Source organism: Pseudorhodobacter sp. MZDSW-24AT (genome assembly GCF_002794355.1).
In the GTDB taxonomy this organism is placed as follows: domain Bacteria; phylum Pseudomonadota; class Alphaproteobacteria; order Rhodobacterales; family Rhodobacteraceae; genus Pseudotabrizicola.
In genome coordinates this window covers 1-12,939 of record NZ_PGOI01000005.1, presented here as the reverse complement: position 1 = coordinate 12,939, position 12,939 = coordinate 1, and the positions used below count along the sequence as shown (strand labels likewise).

The 12,939-nt window shown below is 61.0% G+C and carries 24 protein-coding genes and 1 pseudogene; all 25 read right to left on the bottom strand.

The genetic code is table 11. From position 1 onward, the window contains the following. Positions 1-77 precede the first annotated feature (77 nt). Complete coding sequence (locus tag CUR21_RS05060) at positions 78-662, bottom strand: adenylate kinase (RefSeq protein WP_100195947.1); 585 nt, start codon at positions 660-662, stop codon at positions 78-80. Positions 663-665: 3 nt separating this feature from the next. Continuing rightward, entirely contained in the window at positions 666-2,024 is a 1,359-nt protein-coding gene (gene secY, locus CUR21_RS05055) for a preprotein translocase subunit SecY (RefSeq protein WP_100195946.1), read from the bottom strand. Positions 2,025-2,133: 109 nt separating this feature from the next. Continuing rightward, positions 2,134-2,604 (bottom strand): 50S ribosomal protein L15, encoded by a 471-nt coding sequence (gene rplO / locus CUR21_RS05050; protein WP_100195945.1) that lies wholly within the window; start codon positions 2,602-2,604, stop codon positions 2,134-2,136. Positions 2,605-2,718: 114 nt separating this feature from the next. Further along, positions 2,719-3,270, bottom strand: coding sequence for a hypothetical protein (locus tag CUR21_RS05045; protein WP_100195944.1), 552 nt, complete (start codon positions 3,268-3,270; stop codon positions 2,719-2,721). 156 nt (positions 3,271-3,426) lie between these two features. Continuing rightward, entirely contained in the window at positions 3,427-3,624 is a 198-nt protein-coding gene (gene rpmD / locus CUR21_RS05040) for a 50S ribosomal protein L30 (RefSeq protein WP_100195943.1), read from the bottom strand. 2 nt (positions 3,625-3,626) lie between these two features. Then, positions 3,627-4,196, bottom strand: coding sequence for a 30S ribosomal protein S5 (gene rpsE, locus CUR21_RS05035; protein ID WP_100195942.1), 570 nt, complete (start codon positions 4,194-4,196; stop codon positions 3,627-3,629). Positions 4,197-4,207: 11 nt separating this feature from the next. After that, positions 4,208-4,567 (bottom strand): 50S ribosomal protein L18, encoded by a 360-nt coding sequence (gene rplR, locus CUR21_RS05030; protein WP_100195941.1) that lies wholly within the window; start codon positions 4,565-4,567, stop codon positions 4,208-4,210. 10 nt (positions 4,568-4,577) lie between these two features. Beyond that, entirely contained in the window at positions 4,578-5,111 is a 534-nt protein-coding gene (gene rplF / locus CUR21_RS05025; RefSeq protein WP_100195940.1) for a 50S ribosomal protein L6, read from the bottom strand. A 10-nt stretch (positions 5,112-5,121) separates the two neighbouring features. Then, positions 5,122-5,520 carry a 30S ribosomal protein S8 gene (rpsH, locus tag CUR21_RS05020; RefSeq protein WP_100195939.1) on the bottom strand — a complete coding sequence of 133 codons (399 nt, stop codon included), beginning with the start codon at positions 5,518-5,520 and terminating at the stop codon, positions 5,122-5,124. 12 nt (positions 5,521-5,532) lie between these two features. Then, the gene (gene rpsN, locus CUR21_RS05015) at positions 5,533-5,838 is read right to left on the bottom strand and encodes a 30S ribosomal protein S14 (protein WP_100195938.1); all 306 of its coding nucleotides are present in this window, start codon (positions 5,836-5,838) and stop codon (positions 5,533-5,535) included. 18 nt (positions 5,839-5,856) lie between these two features. After that, a complete protein-coding gene (rplE, locus tag CUR21_RS05010; RefSeq protein WP_100195937.1) occupies positions 5,857-6,417 on the bottom strand; it encodes a 50S ribosomal protein L5 in 561 nt (186 codons plus the stop codon). After that, positions 6,417-6,722 (bottom strand): 50S ribosomal protein L24, encoded by a 306-nt coding sequence (gene rplX / locus CUR21_RS05005; protein ID WP_100195936.1) that lies wholly within the window; start codon positions 6,720-6,722, stop codon positions 6,417-6,419. The genes rplE and rplX overlap by 1 nt, the downstream gene beginning before the upstream one ends. Further along, positions 6,722-7,090 carry a 50S ribosomal protein L14 gene (rplN, locus tag CUR21_RS05000; RefSeq protein ID WP_013066055.1) on the bottom strand — a complete coding sequence of 123 codons (369 nt, stop codon included), beginning with the start codon at positions 7,088-7,090 and terminating at the stop codon, positions 6,722-6,724. The genes rplX and rplN overlap by 1 nt, the downstream gene beginning before the upstream one ends. 81 nt (positions 7,091-7,171) lie before the next feature. Further along, positions 7,172-7,405 (bottom strand): 30S ribosomal protein S17, encoded by a 234-nt coding sequence (rpsQ, locus tag CUR21_RS04995; protein ID WP_100195935.1) that lies wholly within the window; start codon positions 7,403-7,405, stop codon positions 7,172-7,174. A 10-nt stretch (positions 7,406-7,415) separates the two neighbouring features. Continuing rightward, positions 7,416-7,616: a 50S ribosomal protein L29 gene (rpmC, locus tag CUR21_RS04990; RefSeq protein WP_100195934.1), complete on the bottom strand. Its 201-nt coding sequence runs from the start codon at positions 7,614-7,616 to the stop codon at positions 7,416-7,418. Between the two features lie 254 nt (positions 7,617-7,870). Beyond that, complete coding sequence (rplP, locus tag CUR21_RS04985; protein ID WP_100195933.1) at positions 7,871-8,284, bottom strand: 50S ribosomal protein L16; 414 nt, start codon at positions 8,282-8,284, stop codon at positions 7,871-7,873. A 14-nt stretch (positions 8,285-8,298) separates the two neighbouring features. Next, entirely contained in the window at positions 8,299-9,015 is a 717-nt protein-coding gene (rpsC, locus tag CUR21_RS04980; protein ID WP_100195932.1) for a 30S ribosomal protein S3, read from the bottom strand. After that, a complete protein-coding gene (rplV, locus tag CUR21_RS04975; protein WP_100195931.1) occupies positions 9,015-9,395 on the bottom strand; it encodes a 50S ribosomal protein L22 in 381 nt (126 codons plus the stop codon). Before rplV ends, rpsC begins: the two co-directional genes overlap by 1 nt. A 3-nt stretch (positions 9,396-9,398) precedes the next feature. Then, positions 9,399-9,677: a 30S ribosomal protein S19 gene (rpsS, locus tag CUR21_RS04970; RefSeq protein WP_100195930.1), complete on the bottom strand. Its 279-nt coding sequence runs from the start codon at positions 9,675-9,677 to the stop codon at positions 9,399-9,401. Positions 9,678-9,680: 3 nt separating this feature from the next. Next, complete coding sequence (rplB, locus tag CUR21_RS04965) at positions 9,681-10,520, bottom strand: 50S ribosomal protein L2 (protein ID WP_100195929.1); 840 nt, start codon at positions 10,518-10,520, stop codon at positions 9,681-9,683. 193 nt (positions 10,521-10,713) lie between these two features. After that, positions 10,714-11,010, bottom strand: coding sequence for a 50S ribosomal protein L23 (locus tag CUR21_RS04960; protein WP_100195928.1), 297 nt, complete (start codon positions 11,008-11,010; stop codon positions 10,714-10,716). Further along, complete coding sequence (gene rplD, locus CUR21_RS04955) at positions 11,007-11,627, bottom strand: 50S ribosomal protein L4 (RefSeq protein ID WP_100195927.1); 621 nt, start codon at positions 11,625-11,627, stop codon at positions 11,007-11,009. Before rplD ends, CUR21_RS04960 begins: the two co-directional genes overlap by 4 nt. Next, entirely contained in the window at positions 11,624-12,337 is a 714-nt protein-coding gene (gene rplC, locus CUR21_RS04950) for a 50S ribosomal protein L3 (protein WP_100195926.1), read from the bottom strand. The genes rplD and rplC overlap by 4 nt, the downstream gene beginning before the upstream one ends. Positions 12,338-12,351: 14 nt before the next feature. Continuing rightward, on the bottom strand, positions 12,352-12,660 hold the full coding sequence (gene rpsJ / locus CUR21_RS04945) for a 30S ribosomal protein S10 (RefSeq protein WP_023666234.1): 309 nt from the start codon (positions 12,658-12,660) through the stop codon (positions 12,352-12,354). 144 nt (positions 12,661-12,804) lie between these two features. Continuing rightward, positions 12,805-12,939: pseudogene (gene tuf / locus CUR21_RS04940) on the bottom strand (elongation factor Tu); the annotation flags it as partial.

The following is a 12,939-nucleotide window of genomic DNA, read 5'->3' as shown; positions in this document are numbered from 1 at the left end:
ACCCCGGCACGATTCCATGCCGGGACGCTGTGCTGTATGGTCAAATGACGCGCCCGTCAAGAGCGGCGCCGGTGATTTCAGGCTTTGTCAAGAATTTTCGCGATGTCGGCGGCGACGCTGTCCATCTCGGCCAGCCCGTCCACCGTTTGCAGATTGCCCTTGGCATAATAATAGCCCGTGAGCGGCGCGGTGTTCTTGTAATAGGCCCGCAGACGCACCTCGAACACCTCGGCGGTGTCATCGGCACGCACAGGCTCCCCGGCGGCGCGCGCCTCATCGGCGCGCTTGACGATCCGGCCCACAAGCGCCGCATCATCCACCACCAGTTCGATCACCGCATCCAGCTTCAGCCCTTTCTGGGCAAGCAGCTCGCCCAAGGCATCCGCCTGCCGCAAGGTGCGGGGAAAGCCGTCAAAGATAAAGCCGCCTGCGGCCCCCTTCTCCAGCTTTTCCGCGATCAGGCCGATCACGATCTCATCGGTGACAAGCGCGCCGCGCTCCATCACCTCGGCGACGCGGCGGCCCATCTCGGTGCCGCTGGTCTTGGCTTCGCGCAGCATGTCACCGGTGGACAGTTGCACCATGTTGCGGCTGTCGACCAGACGTTTGGCCTGCGTGCCCTTGCCGGCCCCCGGGGGCCCCAGAAGAATGATGTTAGCCATAAGTCAGCGCCGTGCCGGGGCCTTGGGCGCCGTCTTCTTGCGCCCACGCAGTTGCGATTTCTCGATCAGACCTTCGTATTGATGCGCCAGCAGATGCGACTGCACCTGATTGATCGTATCCATGGTGACCGACACCACGATCAGCACCGAGGTGCCGCCGAAATAGAAGGTAAAGCCGAACTGGTTGCGCAGGATTTCGGGCAACAGGCAGACCGCCGCAAGGTAAGCCGAGCCCAGCACCAGAATGCGCGTCACCACATATTCCAGATATTCCTCGGTCTTCTTGCCGGGGCGGATGCCCGGGATAAAGCCGTTCTGGTTCTTCAGGTTCTCGGCCACGTCTTCCACCTTGAAGGCGACGTTGTAGGTGTAGAAATAGCTGAAGAACACGATCATGCCGGTGAAGAACAGCAGGTAAAGCGGCTGTCCCGGGCCAAAATAGGCCAGGATCGTCGACATCACCGGGCCTGTCTGCGCGCCCGAGAAGGTGGAGATGGTGACTGGCAACAGCAAGAGCGACGAGGCGAAGATCGCCGGAATCACGCCCGCCGGGTTCACTTTCACCGGCAGGTGGCTGGAGCCCCCGTCATAGACCTTCATGCCGACCTGACGACGCGGATACTGGATATGGATCTTGCGCAGCGCGCGCTCCATGAACACCACAAAGGCGATCACGGCGATCACCATGATGATCACCCCGATGATCACCGCAGGCGAAATCGCGCCCGAGCGGCCTTGGCTCAGGAATTGCGCAATGGCGGCAGGAAGTTCGGCCACGATGCCCACGAAGATGATCAGCGAAATGCCGTTGCCGATGCCGCGCGCGGTGATCTGCTCGCCCAGCCACATCAGGAACATGGTGCCGCCGACCAGAGTGATCACACAGGCCGCCTTGAAGAAAAGGCCCGGATCATGCGCAAGCCCGCCCGCCTCGAGGCTGGCGGCAATGCCCCAAGCTTGGAAGGTCGCCAGCACCACAGTGCCATAACGGGTGTATTGGTTGATCTTCTTGCGGCCTTGCTCGCCTTCCTTCTTCAGCTGTTCAAGCTTCGGAACCATGGCGGTCATCAGCTGCACGATGATCGAGGCCGAGATATAAGGCATGATGCCCAAGGCGAAAATGCCCATCCGGCTGATCGCGCCGCCGGTGAACATGTTCAGGATGCCGCCGATTCCCGCACCGGCCTCCTCCATGAAGGCCCGCAACTGCACGCCATCGATCCCCGGCACCGGGATATAGGTGCCAAGCCGATAGACGATCAGCAAGCCAATGGTAAAGAAGATGCGTTGGCGCAAGTCAGTCGCCTTGCCCAGGGCGCCCCAGCTGAGGTTCGCCGCCATTTGCTCTGCAGCAGATGCCATATCCGGTCTCTTTCAAAGACAGCGCCGCCAAACCGTTTTCCGGTCGGCGGCGCGGGAAAACTAAAGGTGATGTAAGCGACCTGAGGGCCGCTCACAACTCCTATTTGGCTTACTCAGCCGCGGCCGCCGGAAGCGTGATCGAACCGCCAGCCGCCTTGATGGCCTCGACTGCCGCTGCCGAAGCGCCCGAGACCACCAGTTTGACAGCCGATTTGATCTCGCCCTTGTTCAGGATGCGGATGCCATCGCGCTTGTGGTTGGTCAGGCCAGCGGCCACCAGCGCGTCTTCGGTCAGCTCTGCCTTGATGTCGAGCTTGCCGGCGGCGATGAATTTCTCGATCAGGCCGAGGTTGATCACCGCGAATTCCTTGCGGTTCGGCTTGTTGAAGCCGCGCTTGGGCAGGCGGCGATACAGCGGCATCTGGCCGCCTTCGTATCCGCCCAAAGCGACGCCGGAACGCGATTTCTGGCCCTTGATCCCGCGGCCAGCCGTCTTGCCCTTGCCCGAACCGGGGCCACGGGCGACGCGCTTTTGCTTGCGGGCGGCGCCGTCATTGTCACGAAGTTCATTCAGTTTCATGTCGCACTCTCCATCGCCGGAACATCCCCACCTGCGACGGGCAAGGACAACACGGCATTTCTTGTTGATTCTGTGACCCAGCGGCCACCGGGGGCGTATAGGCCCTGCGCGGCGTCAACGCAAGGGTCCCTGCCCCGCATCGGCCGCTTGTGGCCCGCGGCGCAACGGCGGCACCGCCGGAAACACCGCCCCGCGACAGACCGGGCAAACCGCATCTTCGGCCACGGCGCCGCTCGGCAGGCGGAACCGGTGGCCCACTACCCAAGGCCCGCCAAAGTTGCAGGCCAAGCATTGGCTGCACCGCCGATAGCGCAGATGCGGCAGGCCGGGCCAAGCGGGGGCCGCCAGCGCGCGGCAGCGGATCAGCCGATGCTGCACCTCGATCCCGCTTGCGGGCAAGGGCAGCACCCGCATCGCGAACAGCCGCTCCACCTGCGGGCTGTCACAGCGGTACAGCTGGCCCATGACGCTTTGGTTGCGACGGCAGTCGTAGAAGATCTGCTCCAGAAAGCGGCGTGTGGCGGGGCCGTCGATGCTGTCGAACAGGCTTTGCCCCAAGACCTGCACCGTCAAAGCCCGGGCGCCGCCATTTTCGATGGCAAAGCGGTCCCAATCGCCGAATGTTGCAGAAATCAGATCCCCCGACGTCAGCCGGTAGCCGCGCATCTGTAAACCCCACGCTGGAAAAACTGCAGGGCATCATCGGCAGAGCCGCTTAGATCAGGGTTAACGGGGCGTTCGCAACGCAAAACGCCCCAAGGTTTCCCTTGGGGCGCCTGTCTCTGCGTAGGGTGCGTGCACGCACGCACCTTACACCGCGGATCAGCCGCGCTCTTCGATGATCTTCACAAGATGCGGGATCTTGTTGACCATGCCGCGCACGGAAGGCGTGTCTTCCAGCTCGCGGGTGCGGTTCATCTTGTTCAGGCCCAGACCCTTCAGGGTCGCGGTCTGGATGGCCGGGCGGCGGGCGGCCGAAGCCACCTGCTGCACGACGATGGTTTTCTTGGTGTCCGCCATGATCAGGCCTCCTGCACTTCAGCTTCGGGCTTCTTCAGGATCTCGGCCACCTTCTTGCCGCGACGTGCGGCAACCTGGCGGGGCGAGGTCTCTGCTTTCAGACCGTCGATGGTGGCGCGGATCATGTTGTAGGGGTTCTGCGAGCCGATCGACTTCGCAACAACGTCCTGGATCCCCAGCATCTCGAAGACGGCGCGCATCGGACCACCGGCGATGATCCCGGTCCCGGCCACGGCCGTCCGCATCACGACTTTTCCGGCGCCGTGGCGGCCTTCCATGTCGTGGTGCAGGGTGCGGCTGTCCTTCAGCGGCACGCGGATCATCTGGCGCTTGGCCTGTTCCGTTGCCTTGCGGATCGCCTCCGGCACTTCCTTGGCCTTGCCCTTGCCAAAGCCGACACGACCACGCTGGTCGCCGACCACGACGAGTGCTGCAAAGCCAAAGCGCTTGCCGCCCTTCACGGTTTTCGAAACACGGTTGATCGCAACCAGACGGTCTGCGAACTCGGGCGTTTCCTCACGGGTTTCCTGACGACGATCGCCGCCGCGGCCCCGATTTTCACGTTCTGCCATATCCAAACTCCTCAGAACTTCAGGCCGCCTTCACGGGCAGCATCGGCCAAAGCCTTGATCTTCCCGTGAAAGAGGAAACCACCACGATCGAAATACACGTCTTCGACCCCGGCCTTCTTCGCCCGTTCTGCAATCGCAGCGCCGATCTTGGCCGCAGCCTCGACGTTGTTCTTGCCGACCAGGCCCAGATCTTTCTCCAGCGTGGAGGCGGACGCAACGGTCACGCCTTTCACGTCGTCGATCAACTGGACGCTGATGTTCTTGGACGACCGATGCACCGACAGACGCATGCGCCCGTTTGCCATCGCCTTGATTTTGTTCCGAACGCGCAGGCGGCGCTTGAGGAACAGCTCTCTTTTGTTCAAAGCCATTTTGCCACCCTTACTTCTTCTTACCTTCTTTGCGGAAGATGTATTCATCCTTATAGCGGATGCCTTTGCCCTTATAGGGCTCGGGCTTGCGCCATTCGCGGATGTTTGCTGCAACCTGACCAACGAGCTGCTGGTCGATGCCTTCCACAACGATTTCAGTCTGCTTCGGCGACGTCACGGTGACGCCCGCCGGAACGGCGAAGTTGACTTCGTGGCTATAGCCCAAGGACAGTTTCAGCACGTTGCCAGCCACCGCAGCACGGTAACCAACGCCCTGAATCTCAAGCTCTTTCTTGAAGCCGGTCGAAACGCCGGTCACCAGGTTCTCCACCATGGACCGCGCCATGCCCCATTGCTGACGGGCGCGCTTCGAGGTGCCGCGCGGGGTCACCTTGATCACGTCGCCGTCGATTGCGATGGTCACATCGTCGGTTGCGGTGAAGGAACGGGTGCCTTTCGGACCCTTCACTTCGACAGTCTGGCCAGACACCGACGCCGAGACGCCTTTGACCAGAGAGACGGGTTTCTTGCCGATACGAGACATTGCACCCTCCTCAGAATACGGTGCAGAGCACTTCGCCGCCAACATTGGCGGAGCGTGCAGCTGCATCGGACATGACGCCCTTCGGCGTCGACACAATCGAGACACCCAGGCCGTTGCGGACCGACGGGATGTCCTTGACGCCCATGTACACACGGCGGCCCGGCTTCGATACGCGCTTGATTTCGCGGATCACCGGGGTGCCTTCGTAGTACTTGAGCGAGATCACGAATTCGCCCTGACCGTTGTCGGTCGGGTTCTTTTCGTAACCACGGATATAGCCCTCGGACAGAAGCACATCCAGAACACGGCCGCGCAGCGTGGAAGCTGGGGTCGAGACAGTGGATTTGCCGCGCATCTGAGAGTTGCGGATACGGGTCAGCATATCGCCGATAGGATCATTCACAGGCATGTCTGCTCTCCCTTACCAGCTGGACTTGACCATGCCCGGGATCTGGCCGAACGAGGCCAGTTCACGCAGCATGATCCGCGACAGTTTCAGCTTACGATAGTAAGCATGCGGACGGCCCGTCAGCTGGCAGCGGTTGTGCAGCCGCGTTGCCGACGAGTTGCGGGGCAGTTGTGCCAGCTTCAGGGTCGCGCCAAAACGCTCTTCCATCGGCTTGGATTGGTCTTCGATCACCGCCTTCAGCGTCGCACGCTTGGAAGCATATTGCTTCACCAGCTTGGCGCGCTTCACTTCGCGGTTCACCATGGATTTTTTTGCCATAACTCTGGGTCCTCGCGCTTACGACGTGAAGGGCATGTTGAAATGCTTCAACAGCGCCTTGGCTTCCGCATCGGTTTTCGCGTTCGTGCAGATGATGATGTCCATACCCAGAACTTCATCGACCTTGTCGAAGTTGATTTCCGGGAACACGATGTGTTCTTTCAAGCCCATGGCATAGTTGCCACGGCCGTCGAACGAGGTGCCTTTCACGCCGCGGAAGTCGCGGACGCGGGGCAGAGCCACGTTGATCAGACGGTCCAAGAATTCATACATCTTGTCGCCACGCAGCGTGACCTTGCAGCCCAGCGGCATCAGTTCCCGCACACGGAAGCCCGCGATGGACTTCTTGGCATGGGTGATGACCGCTTTCTGACCGGCGATCTGCGACAGCTCTTCGGCAGCCTGTTTCACCTTCTTGGTGTCTTTGACCGCTTCACCGACGCCCATGTTGAGAACGATCTTCTCAAGCTTGGGGATCTGCATGTCGTTCTTGTAGGCGAACTCTTCCTTCAGAGCCGCGCGCACCTTCGAGACGTATTCCGCCTTGAGGCGCGGGGTGTATTGAGCAGCGTCCAGCATCAGATCGCATCCCCTGTGGTCTTGGCAAAACGCACCTTCTTGTCGCCGTCCATGCGGAAGCCGACGCGGGTGGGTTTGCCGTCCTTGTCCACGATCGCCAGGTTCGACAGATCGATCGGCATGGACTTGGCCACGCGACCGCCCTGAGAGCCGGCGGATTGCTTGGTGTGACGGATGGCGACGTTCAGGCCCTCGACCACGGCTTTGTTGGCGGTCGGGTTGACGGACGTGATTTCGCCCTTCTTGCCCTTGTCCTTGCCGGTCAGAACGATGACGGTGTCACCCTTTTTGAGTTTCGCAGCCATCAGAGCACCTCCGGAGCCAGCGAGATGATCTTCATGAAGTTCTTGGCGCGCAGTTCCCGCACCACCGGCCCGAAGATACGCGTGCCGACGGGTTCACCCTGGTTGTTCAGGATGACAGCGGCGTTGCGGTCAAAACGGATGGCGGTGCCGTCTTCACGACGAACCTCTTTGGCGGTGCGCACGACAACGGCTTTCCGCACGTCGCCTTTTTTCACACGGCCTTTTGGAATAGCTTCCTTGACCGACACCACGATGATGTCGCCCACGGATGCATAGCGGCGGTGCGAACCGCCCAGAACCTTGATGCACTGAACTCGGCGAGCGCCGGAGTTGTCAGCTACATCCAGATTGGTCTGCATCTGGATCATTTGGTTTCTCCCGACCTTTGGGGACGGTCATGCAGGTGACGCCCCAGGGTTTCGATTATCGCAAAACGCGTGCTGACGGCCTTATGCCGAAACAACAACCGTCCAACGCTTGGTTTTCGAAATCGGCGCACATTCCTCGATGCGGACGGTGTCACCAACCTTGAATTTGTTCTCTGCATCGTGCGCACGATACTTCTTCGACTTACGCACGGTTTTTTGCAGCAGCGGGTGCTTGAAGCGACGCTCGACCAGAACCGTGATGGTCTGTTCGTTCTTGTCCGAGGTCACGACGCCTGAAAGGATACGCTTGGGCATGATAAACCTCTTACTTCGCCGCTTCGGCGGCTTTTTGGTTGAGAATGGTCAGAACGCGTGCCGCGTCACGACGCACAACGCGCATGCGCGCGGTGTTCTCAAGCTGGTTCGTAGCGGCCTGGAAGCGCAGGTTGAAGGCTTCCTTTTTCAGAGCAACGAGCTGGTCGCGCAGCTGATCGGGGGACTTGCCCCGGAGTTCTTCGGCTTTCATGCCGTGTTCCTTTTTTCAATCACCAGAAGGCCCCGTGACGTGCAGGGTAACCTTTCACCCGGTGGATCAATGACAAACCAACGATTCCGAGTCGCCCCGGAACCGCAGGATGCGTTCCATTACAGGGGGGGGGAGGCAATGGCAAGCACAATCGCACCACACCGAAATCGCGTGGGAACGAAAAAGCCCCCGCCGTTTCCGGCAGGGGCAAGGGCATCGTAGGGTGCGTGCACGCACGCACCTTACGCGGGTTATTACCAGTCTTCGCGCGCGACCACGCGGGTCAGCACCGGAAGCTTCATCGCGCCAAGGCGCAGGGCCTCGCGGGCGATGACTTCCGACACGCCGTCGATCTCGAACATGATGCGGCCAGGCTTCACCTTGGCTGCCCAGTAATCGACCGAACCCTTACCTTTACCCATACGCACTTCGGTCGGCTTCGACGACACCGGCACATCCGGGAAAATGCGGATCCAGACACGACCCTGACGCTTCATGTGACGGGTGATCGCGCGGCGGGCCGCTTCGATCTGACGGGCCGTCACACGCTCTGGCTCCGTGGCCTTCAGCGCAAAGGAGCCAAAGTTCAGCAGGAAGCCGCCCTTGGCCTCGCCGTGGATACGGCCCTTGTGCTGTTTGCGGAACTTAGTCCGTTTCGGTTGCAGCATCTCTCATTACTCCCTTACGCGCGTTCGCGGTCGCGACGAGGTTGACGCGGAGCCGCGCCTTCCTGTGCTTCTGCGTGACGGCGGTCATGCGCTTGCGGATCATGCTCAAGGATTTCGCCTTTGAAGATCCAGACCTTCACACCGATGATCCCGTAAGGGGTCGAGGCTTCGGACAGGGCATAGTCAATGTCGGCGCGCAGCGTGTGCAGCGGCACGCGGCCTTCGCGGTACCATTCGGTCCGTGCGATTTCCGCGCCACCCAGACGGCCTGCCACGTTCACACGGATGCCAAGGGCACCGATGCGCATCGCGTTCTGCACGCCGCGCTTCATGGCACGACGGAAGGACACCCGGCGTTCCATCTGCTGAGCGATCGACTCGGCCACCAGCTGAGCATCCAGCTCGGGCTTGCGGACTTCGACGATGTTCAGGTGCAGTTCCGACTTGGTGAAGGCCGACAGTTTCTTGCGCAGGGTTTCGATGTCTGCGCCTTTCTTGCCGATGATCACGCCCGGACGTGCTGCGTGAATGGTCACGCGGCACTTCTTGTGCGGACGCTCGATGATCACCTTGCTGATGCCGGCCTGCTTGGCTTCTTCGTGAATGAATTCACGCATGCGCAGGTCTTCCAGCAGCAGGTTGCCATAGTCTTTCGACTCGGCGAACCAGCGGCTGTCCCAGGTGCGGTTGACCTGAAGACGCATCCCGATCGGGTTAACCTTCTGTCCCATTATGCCGACTCCCCGGACTGACGAACCTTGATGGTGATTTCAGAGAACGGCTTCATGATCTTGCCGAACCGGCCACGTGCCCGCGGACGGCCACGCTTCATCACCAGGTTCTTGCCACACCAGGCTTCGGCAACCACCAGGCTGTCAACGTCCAGACCGTGGTTGTTCTCGGCATTGGCAATCGCCGACTGCAGGCACTTCTTCACGTCGCCCGCGATGCGGCGCTTGGAGAAGGTCAGGTCGGCCAAAGCCTTCTCAACCTTCTTGCCGCGGATCAGGCCCGCAACCAGGTTGAGCTTCTGCGGCGAGGTGCGCAGCATACGGCTGATCGCCATTGCTTCGTTGTCCGCCACGCGGCGCGGATTCTTTTCCTTACCCATGGCTTACTTCCTCTTGGCTTTTTTATCGGCGGCGTGACCGTAATAGGTCCGCGTCGGCGAATATTCACCGAACTTCTGGCCGATCATTTCTTCGGTGACCGCAACCGGAATGTGCTTGTGGCCGTTATACACGCCAAAAGTCAGACCAACGAATTGCGGCAGGATGGTGGAGCGGCGCGACCAGATCTTGATCACTTCGCTTTTGCCCGAGGCGCGCGAGGCTTCTGCCTTTTTCAGGACATAGCCGTCGACGAACGGGCCTTTCCAAATGGAACGTGACATGGATTAGCGGCCCTTTTTCTTGGCGTGACGCGAGCGGAGGATATACTTGTCCGTCTCTTTGTTCGACCGGGTGCGGTTGCCCTTGGTGCCCTTGCCCCACGGGGTAACCGGGTGACGGCCACCGCTGGTGCGGCCTTCACCACCACCGTGCGGGTGGTCGATCGGGTTCATCGCGACGCCGCGAACGGTCGGACGCACGCCCATGTGGCGCTTGCGGCCAGCCTTGCCGAGGTTCTGGTTCGAGTGATCCGCGTTCGACACGGCACCGATGGTGGCCATGCACTCTTGACGGACCAGACGCAACTCGCCCGAGGACAGGCGGATCTGGGCATAGCCACCGTCACGACCCACGAACTGGGCATAGGTGCCCGCCGCGCGTGCGATCTGACCGCCTTTGCCGGGCTTCATCTCGACGTTGTGAACAATGGTCCCGATCGGCATGCCCGAGAACGGCATGGCGTTGCCCGGCTTCACGTCGGTTTTCGCGCCAGCGATCACGCTGTCGCCAACCGCCAAGCGCTGCGGAGCGAGGATGTAGGAAAGTTCGCCGTCCGCGTATTTCACGAGGGCGATGAATGCGGTGCGGTTCGGGTCATATTCGATCCGCTCGACGACCGCTGCGATGTCGAATTTACGACGCTTGAAATCCACAATGCGGTACAGACGCTTTGCGCCGCCGCCCTTGTGCCACATCGTGATACGTCCGGTGTTGTTCCGTCCACCCGTCTTGGTCAAGCCTTCTACAAGGCCCTTGACCGGGCGTCCTTTCCACAGCTCCGAACGGTCGATCAGAACCAACCCGCGTTGGCCAGGCGTCGTCGGTTTATACGACTTGAGTGCCATGCTCTCTGTCTTCCGTCAGCTAAAGGGTCTGAAGGGTCAGACCCGAATTATAGGGCCCCGAAGGTCCCCGGCTTATAGGGCCCCGAAGGTCCCCGGTGGGAAAGTCTGGTCCGGGCAGCGCCCGAAACAGACCTATTCTGCAAAAAATCCGCGGCCCCGGAAAACCCGGGGCCGCGAGATTCGGCGCCTTCTATCAGAGGCCGGTGGTGACGTCGATAGTGTTACCCTCTTCGAGCGTAACATAGGCCTTTTTCTTGTCGGAACGCTCGCCGGGACGGCCCTTGAAGCGCTTGACCTTGCCTTTGGTGATGGTCGTGTTGACCGCCTTCACCTTGACGCCAAAGACAGCCTCGACGGCTTCCTTGATCATCGGCTTGGACGCATCCATGGCAACCTGGAACACAACCGCACCATTTTCCGAGGCCAGGGTGGCCTTTTCGGTGATGATCGGCTTCTTGATCAGGTCGTAGTGCTGGGGTTTCGCGCTCATTTCAGACGAGCCTCCAATGCTTCGAGCCCTGCTTTGGTGATCACCAGAGTGTCACGCTTCAGGATGTCATAGACGTTGGCGCCCATCGTCGGCAGCACGTCGATCCCTTCGATGTTGCGCGCAGCCAAGGCAAAGCCCTGATCCACAGCCGCCCCATCGATGATCAGCACGCGCTTCCAGCCCAGTTCCTTGGCCTGTTTGGCCAGGATCGCGGTCTTGGCTTCTGCCATGGCCAGCGTGTCGACGATCACCAGTTCACCCGCCTTGGCCTTGGCCGAAAGCGCGTGACGCAGCCCGAGGGCGCGCACTTTCTTCGGCAGGTCATGGGCGTGGCTGCGCGGCAGCGGGCCCTTGACCACACCACCCTTGCGGAAGATCGGCGCCTTGCGCGACCCGTGGCGTGCGCCACCGGTGCCTTTTTGGCGGTAGATCTTCTTGGTCGAGTACGACACTTCGGCGCGGGTCAGCGTCGAATGGGTGCCAGCCTGTGCTTTCGCACGCTGCCAGCGCACCACGCGGTGCAGGATGTCTGCGCGCGGGTCCAGACCAAACAGGTCGTCGTTCAGATCAACCGAACCGGCCTTGCCGCCGTCGAGTTTCAGAACATCAAGTTTCATGCTTCACCCCCTTCGGCAGCAGCAGCAACCGGAGCAGCGGAACGGATCGCAGCAGGCATCGGCAGATCGGCCGGAGCCGCTTTCTTCACCGCATCCTTGATGGTGACCCAGCCGCCCTTGGAACCGGGGACCGCGCCCTTGACCATGATCAGACCACGGTCAGCATCGGTGCGCACGACTTGCAGGTTCTGCGTCGTCACGCGCACGGCACCCAGGTGCCCTGCCATCTTCTTGCCTTTGAACACCTTGCCGGGATCTTGGCACTGGCCGGTCGACCCGTGCGAACGGTGCGACACCGACACACCGTGCGAGGCCCGCAGACCACCGAAGTTGTGGCGCTTCATCGCACCGGCAAAACCTTTACCGATCGAGGTGCCGGCGATGTCGACGAACTGACCTGCCAGATAGTGGTCTGCCGTGATCTCGGCGCCCACATCGATCAGGCAATCGTCGGTCACGCGGAATTCGGCGACCTTACGCTTGGGTTCCACATTCGCCTTGGCGAAGTGGCCGCGCATCGCAGCCGAGGTCCGCTTGGCCTTGGCCGCCCCTGCGCCCAGCTGAACAGCCGTGTAGCCATCCTTCTCGGCGGTGCGTTGTGCCACGACCTGAACGTTGTCAAGGTGCAGAACCGTCACCGGAACCTGCTTGCCATCTTCCAGGAACAACCGGGTCATGCCCAGCTTCTTTGCAATAATACCAGAGCGCATCTGTTTATGCCCCCTTACACTTTGATTTCGACGTCAACGCCGGCCGCCAGGTCGAGCTTCATCAGCGCGTCCACGGTTTGCGGGGTTGGATCGACGATATCGAGCAGGCGCTTGTGCGTGCGGATTTCCCACTGGTCGCGCGACTTCTTGTCGATGTGCGGACCACGGAGAACCGTGAATTTCTCGATCTTGTTCGGCAGCGGGATCGGCCCGCGAACCTGTGCGCCTGTGCGTTTGGCCGTGTTCACGATTTCCTGGGTGCTGGCGTCCAGCACGCGGTAATCGAAGGCCTTCAGGCGAATGCGAATGGTCTGACCTTGCATTTCTTGTTCCTTCGGAACGTAGACGGGGCAACATGCCCGGCCCATAGGTTCACATTTGTGGATGGTCTGCGGCGCGCCCGGAGTCCGGGCGCGCCGCGCGTCACTAACCTGTCATCCCCCATAGAACAAGGGGATTCGGTATCTTTAGGCGATGATTTTCGACACCACGCCTGCGCCGACGGTACGGCCGCCTTCGCGGATGGCGAAGCGCAGTTTTTCTTCCATCGCGATCGGTGCGATCAGTTCAACGTTGAACTTCAGGTTGTCGCCCGGCATCAC